This window comes from Streptomyces sp. NBC_01723 (genome assembly GCF_036246005.1).
Lineage (GTDB): Bacteria > Actinomycetota > Actinomycetes > Streptomycetales > Streptomycetaceae > Streptomyces.
On record NZ_CP109171.1, the window covers coordinates 8453865 to 8474411 of the forward strand.

Here is a 20547-nt window from a genome sequence, read left to right on the forward strand (position 1 = left end):
TCAGCCGCCGAAGCGACCGCGTGCGTCCTCGATGTGGCCGAGGTACCGCTGGGTCCAGCCGCACATGGCGTCGACCGTGGCGCGCAGCGCCCGCCCCGGCTCGGTGAGGGTGTACTCGACCCGTGGCGGGACGGTGGGGTGCACCGTCCGCTCGACCAGGCCGTTGCGCTCCAGCATGCGGAGGTTCTGCGTGAGCATCTTGTGGCTGACGCCCTCGACCTCGTTCCGCAACTCGCTGAAGCGCAGGGTGCGTTCACCGAGCGCCTCGATGATGAGGAGCGCCCACTTGTTGGCGACGTCGGAGAAGATCTCCCGGGCGAGGGAGTCCGCGCGCCTGAGGTCGGCGTCCTCGGGCAGTCCCTTGAGTAGCTGTCTGGAACTCATTCGCCCATACTCTCCTACGGTTTCCGAGTAACCACAAGAGATCGCCCCGGCGGACCGTCCGCCCGACCCCGCCGTCCGCTACGTCACCGGCGCCAGACGGTAGGCGTCCCCGTGCGTGCGGACGCGGCCCGCGGTGGGCGGTGCGAAGTGGGTGCCGAGCAGCAGCGTGTCCGTGTCGGCGAGGTCGCCCAGCAGCCGGCGGCGGGTGGCCTCGGCCTGCTTCGGGTCGATGTCCACGCAGGCCCCGATCCCGGGGCGGGCGAGCTGGACGGGGTGGTGGAGGCAGTCGCCGCTGATGAGCGCCTTCCGCCCCCGCGCGGTCAGCTCTACGGCGACGTGGCCGGGGGTGTGGCCCGGGGTGGGGACCAGGCGCAGGCCCGGTGTGATCCCGACGCCCTCGCCCGGCACGTCGATGAGGTCGAGCAGGCCCGCCTCCTCGACGGGGATCACGGAGTCGCGGAACATCTGCCGGCGGGCCTCCTCCATGTCGTACGTGGCCCAGAACTCCCGCTCGGTGCGTGAGGTGACGTAGCGGGCGTTGGGGAAGGTGGGGATCCACGCGCCGTTCACCTCGCGCGTGTTCCAGCCGACGTGGTCGGCGTGCAGGTGGGTGAGGATCACCAGGTCGACGGAGTCCGGGGGGAATCCGGCGGCGGCGAGGCGTTCGACGAAGTCCGTGCGCAGGTCGTGCCAGGCGGGGTTGGCCCGCTCCTTGCCGTTGCCGATGCCGGTGTCGACGAGGACCCGCAGCCCGTCCACGACGAAGGCGAAGCTGTGACTGTCCAGGCGCAGGGTGCCGTCCGGGTCGGCGAAGTCGGGTCGCAGCCAGGGGTGTTGTGAGACGACCTCCGTGGTCGCGCCGGGCAGCAGCCAGGGGCCGGTCGCGGGCGGCAGGGGGATCTCGTCGACGCGGTGGACGGTGACGTCGCCCACGGTCCAGGAGGGAGTCGGCATGGTCGATCGCGGTCCTTCGTTCGGTGTCCGGACGGTGTGAGGGCGCCCGGCAGGCTAAAAGCAATCCGTTTGCTTTAAAGAACCGTAGGTCCTATGGTCGACTAAAGCAAACAGTTGGCTTTTGGCGCAGCGGCACACGCGTTGCGCTTGTCGCTCGTCCTCCACCCGATCAGGAGAAACGCCCGTGTCCGCCGATGAACTCACGCCGTCCGAGGCGTACCACTGGGCTGCCCGCGCAGGGCTCCCGCTTCCGGCCGACCGCCTCGACGCGGTCGCGGCCACAGCCGGCCACATCCACTCCGTGGTCGCGGCCCTCCGGGAGATCGACTTCGGGGACACCCCGCCCGCACCCGCCTACCGCGCGGGGGAGGAGAAGCCCGATGCGGCCGTATGAACTGACCCTGACCGCCGCCGCCGACGCGATCCGGTCGCGACGGCTGTCCCCGGTCGAGCTGGTGGACTCCGTCCTCGACCGGATCGACGAGGTGGAGCCGCACCTGAACGCGTATGCCACCGTCGTGGGCGAGCAGGCCCGCCGCGCCGCCCACCGGGCGGCGGAGGACATGGCGGCCGGACGCCACCGGGGACCGCTGCACGGGATCCCGCTGGGGCTGAAGGACCTGATCGACGTCGCCGGTAGCGCGACCTCCGCCGGCTCCCGGGTCCGCGCGGACCACAGCGCGCCGAGCGACAGCACCGTGGCCGCGCGTCTGTCGGCCGCGGGCGCCGTCCTGGTCGGCAAGACCCACACCCACGAGTTCGCCTACGGCCTGACCACCCCGCAGACCAGCAACGCCTGGGCCCCCGACCGGATCGCCGGCGGCTCCAGCGGCGGTTCCGCCGTCGCCGTCGCGGCCGGTGCCGCCACCTTCGCCCTGGGGACCGACACCGGCGGATCCATCCGGGTGCCCGTCGCGCTCAACGGCGTCGTCGGGCTCAAGCCGACCTACGGCCTCGTCCCCCGCACCGGCGTCACCTCACTGTCCTGGTCCCTGGACCACGTCGGCCCCGTCACCCGGACGGTGGCGGACGCGGCCCTGGTCCTGCCGGCGCTGGTCGGACACGACCCCGGCGACCCCGCCTCGGTGCCCGCACCACGATCGGACCACCGGCCGGGCGAGGGCGCGGACCTGACCGGGCTGCGCGTCGGCGTACCGGGCAACTACTACTTCGACCACGTCGACCCCGAGGTGGAGGCGGCCGTACGGCACGCGATCGCCCGGCTCCAGGACCTCGGCGCGCTCCTCGTCGACGTGGACATCCCGATGGCACGCCACGTCCAGGCCACCCACTGGGGGCTGTTGGTGCCGGAGGCCACCGCCTACCACGAACGGACCCTGCGCACGGTCCCCGAGCTGTACCAGGCGGACGTCCGCGTCCTCCTCGAGGCCGGAGAACTCATGCCCGCCGGTGACTACTTGCGCGCCCAACGCGCCCGCACGCTCATGCGGCAGGCCTGGGCCCGTCTGCTGGACGAGGTCGACGTCGTCGCCGCCCCCACGGTCCCGGCCACCGCCGTGACCGCCGGCAGCGAGACCATCACCTGGCCCGACGGCACCGTCGAGAGTGTCTCCGACGCCTACGTGCGGCTGTCCTCCCCGGCCAACATCACCGGGCTCCCGTCCCTGTCCGTTCCGGTCGGCCACGACTCCGCGGGCCTGCCGGTGGGCATGCAGTTGATGGCCCGGCCCTTCGGCGAGAGCGTGCTGCTGCGGGCGGGTCGCGCGTACGAGGCGACCATGCCCGCCCGCAAGCCGGCTCCGGTGGCATGAGCGACGTGGATATGGGCCCCGTAGACGCAACGCGTTTGCTTTAGGCTGGAGCCATGAGTCGCCCGATGGTGCGCCCCGGCGGGCGCAGCGCCCGAGTCCAGGCCTCGGTCCACGCCGCCGTACGCGAACTCGCGTCGGAAGTGGGCCGGGACGCCCTGACCGTCCCGATGATCGCCCAGCGCGCCGGTGTGACGCCGTCGACGGTCTACCGGCGCTGGGGCGACCTCCAGGAGCTGCTCTCCGACGTCGCGGTCGAGCGGCTGCGCCCCGAGACGGCACCCGCGGACATCGGCGACCTGAGCGCCGACCTGACCGCGTGGGCCGAGCAGTTCCTGGACGAGATGGCCTCCCCCTCCGGCCGCGCCTACGTACGCGACGCCCTGCTCGGCGATCCGGACGGCAGCAACGCCGGACAGTGCTCCGCCTACGCCGCCGAGCAGATCGACGTCATCCTCACCCGCGCCACCGCGCGCGGCGAGCGGACACCCGACACCGAGACGGTCGTCGACCACGTCGTGGCCCCCCTGATGTACCGCATCCTCTTCCGCCCCGACGGCCTCGACGCCGCCCACGCCCGCCGTCTCGTGGCGACGGTGCTGTAGCCACCACGGGACCCCGGTGGCCAGGGGCCACCACCGTCCAGTCGGGCGGTGCGCCCATGAACCTGGTGAACGGCATCCGCGATGAGTTCCGGCCGCGGCGCGAGTCTGAACCCGGTGAGCGTCGCAGCCCGCGCGCGACGCCGCCCGGCACGAGACACCACGGAGGATGCCATGACGCACACGCCGAGTGACCCGACCACCGCGCCGTCCGGCCGTCCGCCCGTGGCGGACCAGACCACCTGGCAGGCCGCGCGTGACGAGCTGCTGGTCCTCGAGAAGGCACACACCCGTGCCGGTGACGCCCTCGCGGCGGCCCGTCGCCGGCTGCCGATGGTCGAGTTCGACGGGACGGTCGAGGTCGTCGGACCCGACGGGACGGTCCCCTTCCTGGACCTCTTCCAGGGCCGCGACGAGCTCGTGGTCTACAAACACATGTGGTACGACGGCGCACCGCACCAGGGGCAGTGCGAGGGCTGCACCACCACGGTCTGGCACCTGAAGGACCCCGTCTACCTCAACGCCCGCGGCGTCTCGTTCGCCGTCGTGACCACGGGCCGCTGGGAGGAGGTCGCCGCCTACGTCGAGTTCATGGGCTACACCCAGCCCTGGTACTCGGTCCGCGGTGTGGAGGGACCGGCCGGCGGCGAAATGGGCTACCTCACCTCCTACCTGCGCGAGGGCGACCGCGTCTTCCTCACCTACTCCACGACGGGCCGCGGCACCGAGCGGGTCAACGGCTCCCTCGCCCTGCTCGACATCACGCCGTACGGTCGCGGCGAGGCGTGGGAGGACAAGCCCGAGGGCTGGCCCGAGGGCGGCGAGCCGTGCTGTTCGTGGCGCTCGGACGCGGGCGGCAACGCCACCTGGCCCGACCAGCCGCCCCGTTCCCCAGTGGACGCGCCCCGGCGCGACCCCCGAGGAAACCCTCGGCCGACTCGGCCCCTACGGCTGATTCGAGGCCGCGGTCACGGCGTCAGTGCTCCAGACCCCGGGTCGAGGCGGTGGCGGCAAAGGTAGGTTCAGGCCATGGCTGATGACTGGCGGACGGATCGGATCGGGGCCGCGCTGAGGGGTGAGAACCCGACCGTGATGCGACGACTGGCGGCGGGGTTCGCGGTGATCGGGGACGTCCAGTTCCTGCCGGGCTACTCGGTACTCCTCGTCGACGAGCCGGATGTGCAGCGGCTTTCCGACCTGCCGAGGGCGAAACGGCTGGCGTTCCTGTCCGACATGGACCGGCTCGGCGAAGCGGTGGAACGTGCCTGCCGACACCTGGACCCCGCCTTCCGCCGCGTCAACCTGGAGATCCTCGGCAACACGGACCCCTTCCTGCACGCGCACGTATGGCCGCGCTACGACTGGGAGCCGGCCGACCTGATCGGGGCCCCCGTCTGGCTGCATCCCCGGGACCGGTGGAGCGGCGACCGGTTCCGGCTGGGTCCGCGACATGACGTACTGCGCGCCTCGATCGTCCGCGAACTGGACGAGCTGGCAGGGGCCGGCGGGGGCGAGTGAGTGGGCGTGGGCCCGTGGTCAGCGGTCCGCCTCCGTGAAGGTGTCGAGGCCCAGTACGGCCAGCAGGCGCAGTTTCTCGTAGCCCTCCGTGCGTGGGGGAGCGGTGAGGACCAGGAGCGTCTGCTGCTGGTCCTCGGTGAACAGTGCCTGGCAGTCCACCTCGATCGGGCCCAGCTCCGGGTGGATGAGCGTCTTGTGGTCCTCGAAGCGCCGCGCGACCTCGTGCCGGGCCCACAGCTCGGCGAACTCCTCGCTCGCCTTCTCCAGCGTCCGTACGAGTTCGCCGGCCCGCGACCGCGCACCCCGCAGGCCGTAGGCGGCGCGCAGGTTCGCCACCTGGGCGCGGCTCTGCCGGTCCCGGTCGGCCTCGGGATAGAGGGAACGCTCCGCCGGGTCGGTGAACCAGCGGTAGATCGCGCTGCGCGCCGCTCCGGTGTGCCGGGACGCGTCCCCGAACAGGGCCGCGGCCATCCGGTTCTGCACCAGCGTCTCGCCCAGGTCGGTCAGGACGAGCGCCGGGGTGTCGTCGAGCCGGTCGAGGACCCTGAGGAGTGCCGGGGCGACATGGGTGGTGGCCGACAGTGACGTCGGCGCGTTGTGCCCGGCCACCCGGTACAGGTAGTCGCGCTCGGTGCCGGTGAGCCGCAGCGCACGGGCCAGCGAGGCCAGCATGTGCTCACTGGGCTGCGGGCCGCGCCGCTGCTCCAGCCGGGTGTAGTAGTCGGTCGACATCACGGCCAGGGAGGCGACCTCCTCACGCCGCAGCCCCTTCGCCCGCCGGCGGGGGCCTGTGGGAAGTCCGGTGTCCTCCGGTCGGAGCGCCTCACGGCGGCTGCGCAGGAAGTCGGCCAGTGCTGCACGGTCCATGCGGTCGATTGTCGTCCGGCGCCGAAGAGTGAGCCAGGGATCGCCGATCCCCCGACAAGCGGTCTCTGCACCCGGGCCCGCGCACCGGCCACGATCGAGGCATGGACATCTCCGGAAACACCATCTTCATCCCGGGCTCCACCAGCGGTATCGGCCTCGCCCTCGCCCTCGAGCTGCAGGCGCGCGGGAACAAGGTCATCGTCGGCGGGCGGCGTGGCGAACTGCTCGCACGGATCGCGGCCGACCACCCCGGCATCGACACCGTGCGGATCGACACCACGGACGCCGCGAGCATCGCGACCGCCGCCAAGCAGGTGCTCGCGGACCATCCGGACCTCAACGTACTCGTCACGATGGCCGGCGTGATGCACGCCGAGGACTGGCGCGATCCCGCCACCTTCCTCGCCACCGCGGAGGCCACGGTGGCGACCAACGTGCTCGGCCCGATCCGGCTCATCGCCGCCTTCGTCGAACACCTGCGGACCCGCCCGGACGCCACGATCATGACCGTCTCCTCGGGCCTGGCCTTCACACCGCTCAAGGTCACGCCCAGCTACAACGCGTCGAAGGCCGCGATCCACATGCTCAGCGAGTCCGTCCGGCTCCAGCTGGCCGACACCTCGGTGAAGGTCGTCGAACTCGTACCGCCGTCCGTGCGCACCGCGCTGCTGCCCGGCCAGGAGGACAACGAGCACGCCATGCCGCTCGACGAGTTCGTCGCGGAGGTCGTCGGCCTGATCGAGGCCGAGCCCGACGCCCGGGAGATCCAGGTCGAGCGCGTGAAGTTCCTGCGCTACGGGGAGGCCCGCGGCGACTACGACCAGGTCGTGGCCGCACTCAACGCGACCGACCCGCACGGAAAGTAGGTGCCACTCCGCGATCTTCTTCGCGAATGGCCTTAAACAGTCGTCAACGGCGTACAACCACCGAACGGGCGCAAAGGTCTCAACGGGTGGCTTCAGTAACACCATGGGGAGGCCAGTCCGATTCACGGATCGAGGTGCCATGAAGCGTTCCATGCAAGCGGTGGGTACGTCGTTGATCGCCGTCGGGGCCATCGGAGCGGGGCTGTTGGTGTCCGCCCCCGCCGCCGGCGCGGCCACCAACGGCGCGACCGCCGCGTACAACGGGGTCTGCGGCTCCGGCTACAAGGTGGTGAACTCCATGCCGATCGGGAAGACCGGCACGGTCTACCTCACCTACAACTCGTCAACGGGCAGGAACTGCACGGTGACCATCCGCAACAGCACCGGCGCACCGAAGTACATGGTGGCCTACGTGCGCAACGTCGACAGCAGCGAGGACATGTACGACGCGGGCGAGTACCGCTCGTACGCGGGGCCGGTGTACGCCTTCGCGCGGGGTGCCTGCGTGGAGTGGGGCGGCGTCATCGACAACCTGCAGGCCTGGAACTACGGCTCCAACTGCGGCGCGCTCGCTGCCAAGACCCCGCAGAAGGACTGGTTCGCCGGCGACCGGTGACGGCCAGGAGGGGGCTCCGCCGGTGGGCGGAGCCCTCTCATCGCGTGCCGCCGAGTACGGTGTCGAGATGAACGGCACCGACGCACCCGTCCTCCTGCACACCACCGGCCGGGCCGCGCACATCACCCTCAACCGGCCCCGGGCCCTGAACTCCCTCACCCACGAGATGGTGCTCCGCGTCGACGAGGCGCTGACCGCCTGGGAGCGGGACCCGGCCGTCGAGACCGTCGTCGTCACCGGCGCCGGCGAGCGCGGCCTGTGCGCGGGCGGCGACATCCGGACCATTCACGACGACGCCCGCGACGGCGACGGCACCGCCTCGGCCGCCTTCTGGCGTGACGAGTACCGGCTCAACGCCCGCATCGCCCGCTACTCGAAGCCGTACGTCGCCGTGATGGACGGCATCGTCATGGGCGGTGGCGTCGGCATCTCCGCGCACGGCGGTGTCCGGATCGTCACCGAACGCTCCCGGATCGCCATGCCCGAGACCGGCATCGGCTTCGTCCCCGACGTCGGCGGCACCCACCTGCTCGCCCGCGCCCCCGGCGAACTCGGCACCCACCTCGCCCTGACCGGCACGCAGATCGGCGCCGCCGACGCGCTGCTCTGCGGACTCGCCGACCACTACGTGCCCTCCGCCGTGCTGGGCGAGCTCGTCGACGAGCTGGCCGAGCTGCCCGCCGCCGAGGCCCTGGCCCGGTACGCGCAGGCGCCCCCACCGGGTGTCCTGGCCGCGCACCGGACCTGGATCGACGCCTGCTACGCGACGGACGGCGTCGAGGAGGCCGTGCGGCGGCTGTACGACCACGGCGATCCGGCCGCCAAGGAGGCCGCCGAGACCCTGCTCACCAGGTCGCCGACCTCCCTCAAGGTCACCCTGGCCGCCGTACGCCGCGCTCGCGGGCTCGGCTCCCTGGAACGGGTCCTGGACCAGGAGTACCGCGTCTCCTGCGCGGCACTGACCGCACCCGACCTGGTCGAGGGCATCCGCGCCCAGATCATCGACAAGGACCGCAACCCCCGCTGGACGCCGGCCACCCTCGCCGACGTCACCGACGCGGACGTCGAGCGCTTCTTCACCCCCCTCGGCCAGCGCGAACTCGGGCTCGCCACCCCGACCGGCGCCGCGCCGGAATCCGGCGGTCGGACCCGGTCGTAGGTGTGGAATCCCCGGCCGGTCTTCCGGCCGAGGAGTCCCGCCTCCACCATGCGCTGGAGCAGCGGCGGCGGGGCGTACACCTGCTCGCGGAACCCGTCGTACAGCGACTCAGCGATCGCGCCGACGGTGTCCAGACCGATGAGATCGGGCCGGCCGCAGCGGCCCGTGGAACGAATCCGGCAGGTTGTACGCCATCGGCCTCGGCTGCGAGACCCGCCACGCCCACCGGCTTGTCTGCTCGGGCGGCCTCGAGCTCGGCAACGCCACCGCCGCGACCCCGCATCGGCATGGGCTGTCGCGTCTGTGCGCGCCTCGACTGCTCCCAGCGGGGCGCGCCACAGCTCGGCCGAGGGCTGCTCATCGACCAGAACAGCAGCACCTTCGTGCGCTGTCCGGTCACGAACCACGGTTCCCGCTGAGCGCGGCGCGCCGCCAAGCACCGGCGCCACCGTGCCTTTTCGGCCGCACACTCCCGGCGCACTGGCTTGATCGCGACTCGGTGCCCCGCTGTCCCGTCGGCCAGACTGATGGCCCCACGACGCACGCGCACCGTCGCGGCGGCGGCGGCGCCCGGGAGGTCCCTGATGCTGTCCAACGCGAGGCCCGAGGAGGACGGGCCGGCCGCCGCGCGGACCGGACGCGACCGCCGTCCCGCCGACCGCCCCGCCCTCCGGGGCGATCTGAGGTCCGCGGTGCCCGACGCCGGCGCCGCGGTGGTGGTCACCGCGGCCGTGTTCGCCTTCCTCTACGCACGCATGGGGTCGGGGGACTCGGCCACCGTCGCGGTCATGCCGTTCATGGACGACCCGGGCACCTACTGGATGTACCTGCTCAGCCAGGCTTTCGGCTGGTCCGGCCTGCTGTGGGCGTGGGGCACGGTGATGCTCGGACTGCTGCTGTCCGGACCGCGCCCCACCGGACTGCCCGTCTCCCGGCAGGTGCTGGAACGCTGGCATCGGACGACCAGCCTGACCACCATGGCCCTGATGTTCGCGCACGCGCTGATGTTCGCGGCCGAACTCGTGCGCTACGAAACGAAGGTGGGGTGGGCCGAGCGGCTCTGGGTCGCCTTCGCGGACAGCTTCGTGCCCGGCTGGTACGACTCCGGCACCGGCCGGATCGCCATCCCCATCGGCCAGGCCGCCCTTTACCTGGCCGTCCCGCTGGGCCTGTTGTTCTACGTCCGGCACCGCATCGGCGCGAACACCTGGCGGCGACTGCACCGGTTCGTCGTCGTCGTGTACGTGCTGAGCGTCTGGCACACCCTGCTGTACGGGACCAACGTCTGGTACGGAGAGTGGCCGCGCACCGGGCTGTGGCTGTTGCAACTCCCCGTCGCAGCCTTGCTGCTGCTGCGTCTGATGCGACCCGCCCGGCGCGCCGAGCGACTGGGCGCGCCCGGGACGCGCGAGGGCGCGTCCCGGGCGGGATGGACGACGCGAGCCGCCGGACGCCTCGTCGCCGCCGCCGTCGTCGTGGGTCTCCTGGTCGTGGTGGTGTCCGGCCGCGACGGCGGACGGGACCGTCCGGCCGAACCACCGGCGACCGGCCCGCACGCCCCGGCGTCGGAGTGACCGCGACGACCGCCGGAATCACCCCTGCGCCGCCGTCGGATCCATCCACATCACCTCCCAGGTGTGCCCGTCGAGGTCGTCGAAGGCGCGGCCGTACATGAAGCCGTGGTCCTGGGGCTCACCGGTGACCGAGCCCCCCGCGGCCACCGCCTTCTCGACCAGCGCGTCGACCTCTTCCCGACTGGCGGCGCTCAGGGCGAGCAGCACCTCGCTGGACGAGGTCGAGTCCACGATGCGCTTCTTCGTGAACTCGGCGTACTTGCGGTGGGTGTGCAGCATGACGTTGATGGTGTCGCTGAGGGGAATCGCGGCCGTCGTGTCGTCGCTGAAGCTGTCGTCGGCGGCGAAGCCCAGTTCGGCGAAGAACTTCCTGGCCGCGTCGAGGTCGTTGGTGGCCAGGTTCACGAAGATCATCTGCTGGTGCACAGGGTCATGCCTTTCCAAGGGCTGTGATGGTGGTCCCCGGAGCCTAGGAACCGAACGCCTGCCTGACGCGTTGATTCGATCAGGTTCGAAAGCCGGTCTGCGACGAACCGTTCACCGGGGTTGAGACACACAGGGGAGCGGACCCGTGATTCGCGTGCACATGCCCGCCGAGCGGCTGGCCGGTCTGCGCTGGGCCGTGTCACCCGTGGGGGAGTTGGCGGCCGCGCTGGTAGCGGTGTCCGAGGTCCGGAGACCTCCGCCCGCCCTCCGTCGGGTCGGGGCCCTGCTGTCCTCCGGCCGGCTGCCGACGCTCGCCGCCGTGGCCCGCGGATACACCGCCTACCTCCCGGAACTGCTCACTCCGGCGCCCCGCACCTTCCTGCCGTCCGTCGAGGACCAGTTGCACGCCGTCGCCACCACCCCGACGCGCACGGTGGGGACCCAGTTCACCGCCTTCCTGGCCGGGGGACAGGCGCGGGGCAGGCGCTGCCCCTGGCTGCGCGAAGGCCAGCTCGAACGGGCCGAGGAGCGGGTCCGGCCCAGGATCGAGGTCGGCGAGAGCGAACTGCGGGAGCGTCTCGCCCGCGAGTTGCACTGGCTGTGGTCGAAGACCATGGCACCGCGCTGGTCCGAGACCACCGCGAGCTTCGAGGGCTTCGTGGAACGGCATGGCGCCGTCGCGGCCCGGGAGGGACTCGGCGGTGCCCTCGCGGCCCTGCACTCCTCCCTGCGCTGGCAGGACGGCGCACTACAGGTCACCTCGGCCTACGAGGGCGAGGTCGGCGGCACGCACCCCCTCACGCTCATCCCGAGCCTCTTCCTGGACCGGGTCGGTCTGCACGCCCCCCTGCGACGCGAGGAAGCCCAGCTCGCCGTCCCCATGGGCGCCGCACGCCACCCGGGCCCGCGCATCGCGCCCGTCCTCGGCGCCACTCGACTGGCGATTCTCCACAGCCTGACCGAACCGCGCACCACCACGGCGCTGGCCGCCCTGCACCACCTCGCCCCCGCGACGGTCTCCTTCCACCTGACCCGCCTCCTCGCCGCCGACCTGGTGCACCGCACCCGCTCCGGCCGGCACGTCCACTACCAGCACACACCCCGGGCCCGCGCCTTCCTCCGCCCGTCCCCGGAGACCGGCCCGTCCGCCGGGTCGCCGCCACCGTGACTGGAGGGCGTCACCCGGCGCCGCCGGCTTCCCGCGTCAGCAGGTCGGCGACCCGGGCGATCATCTGGCTCTCCGTACCGTCGCGGACCGTCGTCGGGTGGTGGGCGAGGACGAAGCGGCGGCGCAGGTCGCGGGTGGAGAACGCGGCGTTCTTGTAGCCGTACGTCTCGCCGGTCTTGCCCCACAGGACGACGCCGTTGACGGCGGCCTGTTGGAGTCCGGTGCTGTAGCGGGCCGGGCTGCCGTCGAGCATGCGCACCTCGTCCGGGGGCAGGGTGAACATCAGCCGGAGCAGTCGTGGCGGCAGCAGTTCGCCCGAGAACAGTGCGGTGAGCAGCCGGTCCACGTCCTCCACCGTGGAGATCATGTCGCCCTCGCCCCGGGCCGACGACTGGTCGTACTCGGTGATGTCCCGCAGCCTGCCGTCCGCCGTCCTGAGGTATCCGTGCACATGCCGGCCACGGATGCGCGGGTCGTCTCCCGGCACGGAGGTGCGGGTCAGGCCCAGAGGGCGCAGGACGCGGGCCGCCACCGCCTCCCCGTACGGGCACCCGGTCAGCGTGTCGATGATCAGGGCGGCCAGCACGTAGTTGATGCCGCGGTACTCCTGCCGGGTACCCGGCGCGAACTTCAGCGGGCCGTGCGTCGCCGTCGCCACCCACTCGCGCGGTGTCCAGTGGTCGAAGCGGTGCCGGAACACCTCCTCGGCCGTCTCCGGCTCCGGGATGCCGACGTGGTCGGGCAGCCCGCTGGTGTGGTTCAGCAGGTGCGCCACGGTGATCGCGCCGTACTGGTCCGGCAGCAGGCCCGGCAGGATCCGCCGCACCGGCGTGTCCAGCGTCAACCGGCGCTCCGCCACCAGCTGGAGGACGACCGTGGCGACGAAGACCTTGGTCACGCTGCCGATCCGGAGCCTGTCACCCGCCCGCACCGGACGCCGGCTCCCGAGGTCGGCGAGGCCCGAGGTGCCGCGCCAGTGGCCGGCCGTCCCGCCGATCCGGAGCTGCGCCGCGGTCGACGGAGGGGCCGCGCGGTCATCGATGACCGCCTGAAGCGCGGCGGGGTCCAAGGGCGGCAGCGGCTGTGGCGACATCGGCGCGGCACCGGCGGGTTGCCCGTGCAGTGCCAGGCCGGTGGCCACTGCGGCGGTCCCGGCGACCGCCACGTGCCCGAATGCCCTTCGTGACATGTGCGTTGAGGTCATGTCCCCACACTGCCGACCGGCCGGGCGCGGAACATCGGGGAGACCCCCGAGCGACCCCTGACGGCACCCCGGACGACCCCCGGCGGCGGCCGGTGTCCGTCTCGCTGTCACCCGACAGGTGAAGCTTTCCTTCTGGTCAATTCCGGGCCATGCCGGGGCGATCGGCGCCGCGTCACGGCGGTGATCGCGCAGAGTACTTCCCATGACGACACCCGCAGAACAGCTCCGCGCCCTCGCCCGCACCCGTGCCTCGCTGGACGGCGAGGAGGTCACCTACTGGTGGACCGGTGACGTGTACGCCTGGGCCCCCGACGAGCCGTACGAGCGTCTCTTCGGTTTCGAGGGGGTCAACGTCGCCCGCCTAGTCCAGGACGCCGACGGAGGCCCGGACGCCTACCGTCTGCTCACCCGTGAGGCCGCCTTCTACCTCGACCCCGTCAGCCGCGAGATCCTGGAGACCTGGCGGGACCTGCCGGTCGTGCACGTCTGGAACGATCCGGCGAACCAGAAGTGGCGACCCTTCCCCGTCCCGACGACCGAACTCGGCGGACAGGTCTGCTTCAGCCTGGAGATCCCGCTCGCCTACCCCTCGCCGCTGCCCGTGGCCCAGTACCCGGTCCACTCGGCCGGCGACACGTACAGGGCTCTGGAGCTCTTCCAGTTCTTCGCCGACCGTGCCGACCTGGCGGGCCCCGCACCCAGTGTCCCGGCGACCATGTCGTGGTCCCGGATGTCCCCGTGGCTCCCGTGGATGGCCCGCGGACAGCGGCCCGGCGGCCTCACCTTCCACTGCCGGGGCCGCAAGCTCGGCGCCTACACCGAGGTTCCCGAGCGCACCCGCGCGTACATCGCGGACCGCCATCCGGAGTTCGCACACGCCCCGGAGAAGTGGAGCGAGCCGAACGAGACGAGCTGGACCTACTTCCGCAAGCTCAACCCGCCGCAGTAGCCGCCGACGTCCCGCGACTCCTGCGCGTCGTGGCCGAACAGGCCCCGAGGGCACCCGAACTCCTCGCGAAGGTGGAGACCTACGAGGCCGCCACCCGACGCGTGGTGACCACGGTCGAGGTGGTGGTCCACAAGAGCGTGGCCTCGCCCGGCCCTGTCGGCCCGCACCGCTTCGAGGACGAGCCGATGGCCGTGCTCCACCGCTACCTCGTGGGGCGGCCCGGCACTCGAGCGCCGCGCCGCCCACGGCAGGGGGGAGGCTCAGTAGATGTTGGCCTCCACCTGAGGGCCCTCCTCGCGTCCCGCGTCGATCTGCGCGCGGAGCGAGATCTCGTCGTAGACGCGGACCTCCTTCACGATGCGGCCGTCCTGGATCAGGAACTGCGACACCCCGAGCACCGTCACCGGCCGTCCGGTGAGGGGGCCGAAGGCGGGGGTGCCGCGGTAGGTGCCGTGCATGGTCCACAGGACGGCGACGCGCAGGCCCGCGTAGCGCGGGGAGTGGTTGGTCTGGATGTCCCGGACGGCGAACCGCGCGTCGGGGAAGGGGCCGACCATGGCGAGGAGGTCGCTCTGGTAGCGCTCGGGGCGGATGACGGTACGGTCGCCGACCGTGTGCAGGAACAGGTCGCGGACCATGAAGTCGTTGACCCGGTGCAACTGGCGCCGCGTCCACACCTCGTCGATGAACTGCAGCACCATCTCGCACTCAGGGCGGTACTCGTCCTGGCGGGCGCCGCTGACGCCTTCGAGCAGCACGTCCGTCGGCGGTTCGTCGAGCATGGAGCCGCTGTAGCCCTGGAAGGTGAGCCGGCGCGCCGCCTCGGCGGGATCGACGCCGCGCTGGAGGCAGTCGGCCAGCTCGTCGCGTACCACCCACTCCTCCACCATCCGGCCCCTGCGGTAAAGGCAGTTGGCCACCGTGCGCTTGCGGATGCGGATGCTGCGGCCGTCCACCAGGTGCTCGTCGGCGGAGAAGACCAGGTGGGAGCTGAGGAAGGCGTCGTCGCCGCGTGCCTCCCAGACCACGTCCTCCGCCTGGCCGATGTGGCCCGGCGTGCTGCCCATGCGGATGGTGGTGCCCTCGATGACGCCGTCACGGCCGACGACGGTGCCGAGGCTGGTGTGCACGATCGAGTCGGGCTCGTAGTTGTCGACGATGTGGGCGATGTCCCGGTCGACCCAGATGCGATCGGTCACCTCGCGGATGAAGTCGTCCGGGTCCTTGTAGGGGAGGTATGCGACGGGGTCGAGAGGCATGGTGCTATCCGTTCCTGTGAATCGATGACATCTGTGCGGGTGGGCGTGAATGCGGATGTACTGAATGCGTATGTACCGACTCGCTCACTGGCGGGCGGCGAACTTGTCCGCGCCCAGGTGGCTCCGGTACGTCTCCGTCATGAAGGCGCTCACGACGACCAGCGCCAGGAGGGCGCCCGCCGCCAGGTAGGCCCAGACGGCGTAGATGGTGTCGAAGGTGCTGACCAGCAGCGTCGCGACGAAGGGCGTGATGCCCATGAAGATGGAGAACGAGCTGTTGTACGCGATGGCGCTCGCGCTGAACCTGGTGCGCGTGGAGAACAGCTCGGCCGCGCAGACGGTGACGATGCCGGTGAGGAAGAACTCCGGCACGATGTAGATGAGTTGACTGGCCACCGCGGCCCCGAAGGTGCCCTCCTCGCCCACCCGGAAGGCGAGCGGGACCAGCACGATGCAGGCGATGGCACCCGTCACCAGCATCGGCTTGCGCCCGATCCGGTCGGACAGCATGCCGGCCAGCGGCAGGAGGGGGATGAGGACCGCGATGGAGATGGCGTTCGAGGCCAGGCCCATCCAGCGCGGCAGACCGAGCGTGTCGGTGAGGTACTGCGGATAGAACGTGACCCAGCTGTAGGACAGGATCGCGAGCATGATCGAGATCCCGCAGAAGACCAGGATCGGCCGCCACTGCGAGCGCAGCGCCTCACGGACCGGCGACTTGACGACGTCCGCGCCCTCCGCCGTCGCGCGCACGAACTCCGGGGTCTCCTCGATGTGGCGACGCAGCCACACCCCGACCAGGCTGAGCGGGATCGCCAGCAGGAACGGCAGTCGCCACCCGTACGAGTCCAGGGCCTCGCCCTGGAACACCCAGCTGGTCAGGGCCGCCGTACCGGCGCCGGCGAGGGTGCCGACGAAGCAACTATTGGAGGCGTACGACGTGTAGTAGGCGCGGCGGTTCGGCTCCGCCCACTCCACGATGAAGGCGACGGCCCCCACGTACTCGCCGCCCGAGACCGCGCCCTGGACGACCCGGAGCAGCAGGAGCAGGAGCGGCGCACCGATGCCGATCTGCTGGTACGTGGGCAGCATGCCGATCAGGGCGGTGGTCACGCCCATGGCGACGATGGTCCACAACAGGGTCTTCTTGCGGCCGACCCGGTCGCCCCAGCGGCCCACGAGGGTGCCGCCGATCGGGCGGAACAGGCAGGCGATGGCGATGATCGCGTACGTGCCCAGCACCGCCACGGTCCGGTCGCTCTCGGGGAAGAACGCCGGGGCCATGATGGGGGCCATGTAGCCGTACAGGCCGTAGTCGAACTGTTCGACGAAATTGCCGATGCTGCCGGCGCCGATGGCTCGGCGTATCGCGTGACGCTTGTCCGTGTCGGACTGGGGAGAGCCGACTGCTGGGGAGGCCGGTGCTGCGGCGGACATGGCTTCTCCGATCGCGCAGGGGGAGGGGGAGAGAGGGGATGAGGATGCAGGTTAGGTGTGCATACGTATGAACTGCTGGTGAACACTAAGGATCCGTGCGGGGGGCGTCAAGGGTTCGCCCCGTCAGGCCGGGTCCCCGGTCGCGTCCGTCGTCCCGGGCGCGGTCAGGGAGCGCAGGGTGTCCATGAGTACGTGGGCCATGTTGTAGACGACGAGCTGTGCGCCCCGCCGCTCGGCGGCCCGGGCGGCGTCGAGGTCCGGCACGATCGCCATGACGGCCCGCCCGTTGGCGCGCGTCGCGTCGTGCGCCCGCGAGATCAGGGCGTCGACCACGCCGGGGTCCGGAAAGCCGCAGTCGGCGGCGAGGTCGGCGGGGCCCACCAGGACCGCGTCCACCCCCTCGGTGGCGGCGATGGCGTCGGCGGCGTCGCAGGCGCGCCGCGTCTCGACCATCGCCACGACCAGGGTCTCGCGGGACGCGGCCACATGCTCGGCCGCGCCGACGGTACCGAACCGGCCCGCTCTGCTGTACGTGGCGAAACCGCGCTCTCCCCACGGCGGGTAGTGGCTGGCGGCCACCGCACGCCGGGCGTCCTCGCGGGTGTCGACGTGGGGGTGGATCAGCCCGGCGGCGCCCAGGTCGAGGCAGCGCAGCGCGAGGGCCGGCTCGGCCGAACCGACGCGGACCAGGACGTCCAGTCCGTGTGCCGCCGCGGCCGTGAGGTGATGCTGGAGCAGGGTCAGGTCGGCCGGCCCGTGCTCGCAGTCGATCACGACGTAGTCGAGTCCGGCGACCCCCGCCATCTCCACCAGTGTCTCCGACGGGAGCCGCAGCAGGGCGCCCCGCAACCGCTCGCCGTCCGCAAGGCGCTGCTTGAGGCCGCGGCGGGGTGTGCCGCGCGCCGTCACCGGGCCACCATCCCGGCCGAGAGGTCGATGTCGGCCCCGCAGAGACCGCCCATGCGCAGCATCGCGGTGACGGCCTCGCCGACCTCGTCCTCGGTCACCATCCGCCCCAGGGCGGAGCGGGCCACGAACGCCTGCTCGGCCTGGGCGGGGGAGCTGCCCGTGCGTTCTGCCTCCAGCCTGAAGTTGCGCTCCATCCGGGGGCCGGAAACAGGCCCGGGGGACAGGGAGTTCACCATGATGCCGTGCGGTCCCGCCTCGGCGGCGAGCGTGGTGGTGAGCCCGATGACGGCCATCTTCGAGGCGCAGTAGGGAGTGCGCCGCGCCAGCGGGCGTTTGCCGGAGACCGAGGCGATGTTCACGATGTCGCCGGCGCCCCGCGCGGTCATGGCGGGCAGGAAGGCCCGGCACATCAGGAACACCCCGCGCACGTTCACGTGGAAGACCTCGTCCCACTCCCGCGGGTCGATTTCGGTGAGCGGTGCCACCGGTCCCGCCGTCCCGGCGTTGTTGACCAGGATCGAGATTTCCTCGTCGGCCAGGTCGTGGGCGAGTTGCGCGACCGCTTCGGGGCTGGAGACGTCGCAGACGCGGTGCGAGACGCCCGGGCCGAGACGGTCGGCGGTCTCCTCGAGCCTGGTCCCGTCGCGGCCCGTGATCACCACACGGGCCCCGTCGGCGACCAACCGCCGTGCGATGCTCCGGCCGAGGCCGCTGCCTCCCCCGGTGACCAGAGCGGTACGCCCGGCCAACGGCGCGCTGTGTCCGGCCGGCGCTGCGGTACGGGGGCTCACGCGGCGCCCTCCTCGTTCCAGGGCAGGCTGCCCCGGCCGTACTTGGCGGCACGCACGTCGCCGGAGCGGGCGTGCCCCTCGAACAGCTCGACGCGCGCGGCCCGGCCGCACACCTCGCCGAGCAGCGCGGAGGACGCGGTGTCGGTGACCTCCTGGTAGGTCACCGTCTTGAGGTACTTGCCGACCCACAGGCCGCCCGTGTAGCGGGCGGCGCCGCGGGTGGGCAGGACGTGATTGGTGCCGATGACCTTGTCGCCGTAGGAGACACAGGTCCCCTCCCCGAGGAAGAGGGCGCCGTAGTCCCGCATCCTGTCCAGGGCCTGGCGCGGGTTCTCGGTCAGCACCTCCACGTGCTCGCTCGCGTACGAGTCGGCGATCCGGAAGGCGTCGTCGAGGCTGTCGGCGACCACGATCTCGCCGTGGTCGCGCCAGGCCGGTCCGGCGAAGTCCCGGGTGGGCAGGCCGGGCAGCAGGCGCTCGATGTGCCGCTCGGCCTCGCGGCCCAGTTCCTCGGACGTGGTGACCAGCACGGCGGGGGAGTCCGGCCCGTGCTCCGCCTGCGACAGCAGGTCGACGGCCACCACGAACGGGTCCGCGTGCTCGTCGGCGATCACCAGGATCTCGGTGGGTCCGGCGAACAGGTCGATGCCGACCTCGCCGAACAACTGCCGCTTGGCCTCCGCCACGTACGCGTTGCCGGGCCCGGCGAGCATCGGCACGCGCTCGATGGTCTCGGTGCCCACGGCCAGTGCCGCGACGGCCTGGACGCCGCCCAGCAGATGAATCTCGTCGGCGCCCGCCAGGTGCATGGCCGCGACCGTCGCGGCCGGGATCTCACCCCGGATCGGCGGGGTGCAGGCGGCGACCCGGGGGACGCCCGCCACCTTGGCGGTCACGATCGTCATGTGCGCCGACGCGGTCAGCGGGTAGCGCCCGCCGGGTACGTACGCGCCGGCGCCGGACACGGGGACGTGCCGGTGGCCGAGGCGGACGCCGGGCAGCGTCTCGATCTCGACGTCGGCCAGCGCGTCACGCTGGGCCTGTGCGAACGTGCGGACCTGGTCCTGCACGAAGCGGATGTCGTCCAGGACGGTGTCGGGCACCTGGGAGACGATCCGGCGGATCTCGTCGGGGGAGAGGCGGAACGACTCGGGGCTCCAGTCGTCGAACTTCTCGGAGTACCGGCGTACCGCGTCGTCGCCGTGCTCGCGGATGTCGTCGAGGATGACGCGGACGCGCTCGGCGACGTCCGCCCGGGCCGCGGTCACTCGGGCGGCGGGCACGGGGGACTTGAGGTGTCGGGGCATGGCGGCTCACTTCCAGTGGGTGAAGGGGTGGGGTGGCAGGTCGTTCAGGAGGGGGTGGGCACAGGGCCGTCCGGCGTCGTGCCGACGGCCGTGACCAGGTCGCGCAGTGCGGACGACACCGCGTCGGGCCGTTGCCACGGCACGAGGTGTCCCGCGTCCGGCAGCAGCGTCAGACCGGCTCCGGGTACGGTCCGCGCGATCGCCCGGTGGAAGGCGGGCGGGCACAGTGCGTCCCGTTCTCCGGCCAGTACCGTGGTGGGGCAGCGGACGGTCCGCAGTACGCCGGTCGCGTCCGTGCGGGTGGCCTGCGCGGCGAGTTGGGCGCGGGCGGCGGTGGCACCCACCGCGTGCGCCATGACCCGGTAGCGCCGCGTGGCCCCGGGGGTGGGGCTGCGGTCGGGGAACATGTCCGGCAGCGTCCGTTCGACGACGTCCGTGAACCGGCCGGCCCGGATCCGTTCGTCCATCTCCCGCCAGGCCGTGTACTGCCCGGGGCGCGGCGCACCCGGGTTGGTCGCCATCACGCACAGCCCCGCGACCCGCTCGGGCGCCCGGCGCAGGACCTCGAAGCCGACGATGGCCCCGAGGCTGAGCCCGACGAGGACGAACGGGCCCGTGACCGTGGAGAGCACGTCCTGGGCGAGCGCCCCGATGCCGTCCCGCCGCAGCGGGACGTGATGGACGGCGTGGCCTTCCGGAAAGTCGACGTCGTCCCAGAGCCTGGTGTCGCAGAGCATGCCGGGCACGACGACCAGGGGCGGCGGACCGGCCGGGTCCTCGCTCGGCAC

The 20547-nt window shown here is 72.0% G+C and carries 21 protein-coding genes and 3 pseudogenes; 12 read left to right on the forward strand and 12 right to left on the reverse strand.

Annotated elements, in window-relative coordinates; genetic code table 11:
* On the reverse strand, positions 1-384 hold the full coding sequence (locus OIE75_RS39280; protein ID WP_329473786.1) for a winged helix-turn-helix transcriptional regulator: 384 nt from the start codon (positions 382-384) through the stop codon (positions 1-3).
* Between the two features lie 78 nt (positions 385-462).
* Complete coding sequence (locus tag OIE75_RS39285; RefSeq protein ID WP_329473787.1) at positions 463-1338, reverse strand: MBL fold metallo-hydrolase; 876 nt, start codon at positions 1336-1338, stop codon at positions 463-465.
* A gap of 184 nt (positions 1339-1522) precedes the next feature.
* On the opposite strand from OIE75_RS39285, the gene OIE75_RS39290 reads away from it, so the two are divergent.
* The 5 genes and pseudogenes from OIE75_RS39290 (at position 1523) to OIE75_RS39310 (ending at position 5227) form a co-directional block, all read left to right on the forward strand.
* On the forward strand, positions 1523-1732 hold the full coding sequence (locus OIE75_RS39290; protein WP_307017150.1) for a hypothetical protein: 210 nt from the start codon (positions 1523-1525) through the stop codon (positions 1730-1732).
* The gene (locus OIE75_RS39295) at positions 1719-3110 is read left to right on the forward strand and encodes an amidase (RefSeq protein ID WP_329473788.1); all 1392 of its coding nucleotides are present in this window, start codon (positions 1719-1721) and stop codon (positions 3108-3110) included. Before OIE75_RS39290 ends, OIE75_RS39295 begins: the two co-directional genes overlap by 14 nt.
* Positions 3111-3163: 53 nt before the next feature.
* Positions 3164-3712, forward strand: coding sequence for a TetR/AcrR family transcriptional regulator (locus tag OIE75_RS39300; RefSeq protein WP_329473789.1), 549 nt, complete (start codon positions 3164-3166; stop codon positions 3710-3712).
* Positions 3713-3883: 171 nt separating this feature from the next.
* Positions 3884-4664 (forward strand): annotated as a pseudogene (locus OIE75_RS39305) (DUF899 family protein).
* Positions 4665-4738: 74 nt separating this feature from the next.
* On the forward strand, positions 4739-5227 hold the full coding sequence (locus OIE75_RS39310) for a diadenosine tetraphosphate hydrolase (protein WP_329473790.1): 489 nt from the start codon (positions 4739-4741) through the stop codon (positions 5225-5227).
* Between the two features lie 18 nt (positions 5228-5245).
* Here OIE75_RS39310 and OIE75_RS39315 read toward each other — a convergent pair whose 3' ends face one another.
* Entirely contained in the window at positions 5246-6094 is an 849-nt protein-coding gene (locus tag OIE75_RS39315) for a helix-turn-helix transcriptional regulator (protein WP_329473791.1), read from the reverse strand.
* A gap of 101 nt (positions 6095-6195) precedes the next feature.
* On the opposite strand from OIE75_RS39315, the gene OIE75_RS39320 reads away from it, so the two are divergent.
* From OIE75_RS39320 to OIE75_RS39330, 3 genes are all read left to right on the forward strand, one after another.
* Positions 6196-6960, forward strand: coding sequence for an SDR family oxidoreductase (locus OIE75_RS39320; protein WP_307017162.1), 765 nt, complete (start codon positions 6196-6198; stop codon positions 6958-6960).
* A gap of 151 nt (positions 6961-7111) precedes the next feature.
* On the forward strand, positions 7112-7576 hold the full coding sequence (locus OIE75_RS39325; RefSeq protein ID WP_329474159.1) for a spore-associated protein A: 465 nt from the start codon (positions 7112-7114) through the stop codon (positions 7574-7576).
* Positions 7577-7643: 67 nt separating this feature from the next.
* Positions 7644-8735, forward strand: a complete 1092-nt coding sequence (locus tag OIE75_RS39330) for an enoyl-CoA hydratase/isomerase family protein (protein ID WP_329473792.1) — start codon at positions 7644-7646, stop codon at positions 8733-8735.
* On the opposite strand, the pseudogene OIE75_RS39335 reads toward OIE75_RS39330, so the two are convergent.
* A pseudogene (locus OIE75_RS39335) lies at positions 8726-8881 on the reverse strand (3-hydroxyacyl-CoA dehydrogenase family protein); the annotation flags it as partial. The gene OIE75_RS39330 and the pseudogene OIE75_RS39335 overlap by 10 nt on opposite strands.
* Before the next feature lie 14 nt (positions 8882-8895).
* Here OIE75_RS39335 and OIE75_RS39340 point away from each other — a divergent pair.
* A pseudogene (locus OIE75_RS39340) lies at positions 8896-9154 on the forward strand (short-chain fatty acyl-CoA regulator family protein); the annotation flags it as partial.
* Between the two features lie 165 nt (positions 9155-9319).
* Positions 9320-10309 (forward strand): ferric reductase-like transmembrane domain-containing protein, encoded by a 990-nt coding sequence (locus OIE75_RS39345; RefSeq protein WP_307017166.1) that lies wholly within the window; start codon positions 9320-9322, stop codon positions 10307-10309.
* Between the two features lie 18 nt (positions 10310-10327).
* Here the strand turns inward: OIE75_RS39345 and OIE75_RS39350 are convergent, their stop codons facing one another.
* On the reverse strand, positions 10328-10735 hold the full coding sequence (locus OIE75_RS39350) for a VOC family protein (protein WP_329474160.1): 408 nt from the start codon (positions 10733-10735) through the stop codon (positions 10328-10330).
* A gap of 145 nt (positions 10736-10880) precedes the next feature.
* Between OIE75_RS39350 and OIE75_RS39355 the strand changes: the two genes are divergently transcribed.
* Positions 10881-11903, forward strand: a complete 1023-nt coding sequence (locus tag OIE75_RS39355) for an ArsR/SmtB family transcription factor (RefSeq protein WP_329473793.1) — start codon at positions 10881-10883, stop codon at positions 11901-11903.
* Positions 11904-11913: 10 nt separating this feature from the next.
* On the opposite strand, the gene OIE75_RS39360 is transcribed toward OIE75_RS39355, so the two are convergent.
* A complete protein-coding gene (locus tag OIE75_RS39360) occupies positions 11914-13107 on the reverse strand; it encodes a serine hydrolase domain-containing protein (RefSeq protein ID WP_329473794.1) in 1194 nt (397 codons plus the stop codon).
* Between the two features lie 202 nt (positions 13108-13309).
* Here OIE75_RS39360 and OIE75_RS39365 point away from each other — a divergent pair, with 202 nt between their 5' ends.
* Positions 13310-14056, forward strand: coding sequence for a DUF1838 family protein (locus tag OIE75_RS39365; protein WP_329473795.1), 747 nt, complete (start codon positions 13310-13312; stop codon positions 14054-14056).
* Positions 14057-14316: 260 nt separating this feature from the next.
* Here the strand turns inward: OIE75_RS39365 and OIE75_RS39370 are convergent, their stop codons facing one another.
* The 6 genes from OIE75_RS39370 to OIE75_RS39395 all read right to left on the reverse strand — a co-directional run bounded on the left by OIE75_RS39370 (position 14317) and on the right by OIE75_RS39395 (position 20547).
* Positions 14317-15315 (reverse strand): nuclear transport factor 2 family protein, encoded by a 999-nt coding sequence (locus tag OIE75_RS39370; protein WP_329473796.1) that lies wholly within the window; start codon positions 15313-15315, stop codon positions 14317-14319.
* Positions 15316-15399: 84 nt separating this feature from the next.
* Positions 15400-16752, reverse strand: a complete 1353-nt coding sequence (locus OIE75_RS39375; protein ID WP_329473797.1) for an MFS transporter — start codon at positions 16750-16752, stop codon at positions 15400-15402.
* Between the two features lie 123 nt (positions 16753-16875).
* On the reverse strand, positions 16876-17661 hold the full coding sequence (locus OIE75_RS39380; RefSeq protein ID WP_307017178.1) for an HpcH/HpaI aldolase family protein: 786 nt from the start codon (positions 17659-17661) through the stop codon (positions 16876-16878).
* Positions 17658-18452, reverse strand: a complete 795-nt coding sequence (locus OIE75_RS39385; protein ID WP_329473798.1) for an SDR family NAD(P)-dependent oxidoreductase — start codon at positions 18450-18452, stop codon at positions 17658-17660. The genes OIE75_RS39380 and OIE75_RS39385 overlap by 4 nt, the downstream gene beginning before the upstream one ends.
* The gene (hisD, locus tag OIE75_RS39390; RefSeq protein ID WP_307017182.1) at positions 18449-19759 is read right to left on the reverse strand and encodes a histidinol dehydrogenase; all 1311 of its coding nucleotides are present in this window, start codon (positions 19757-19759) and stop codon (positions 18449-18451) included. The genes OIE75_RS39385 and hisD overlap by 4 nt, the downstream gene beginning before the upstream one ends.
* A 44-nt stretch (positions 19760-19803) precedes the next feature.
* Positions 19804-20547: an alpha/beta fold hydrolase gene (locus OIE75_RS39395; protein WP_307017185.1), complete on the reverse strand. Its 744-nt coding sequence runs from the start codon at positions 20545-20547 to the stop codon at positions 19804-19806.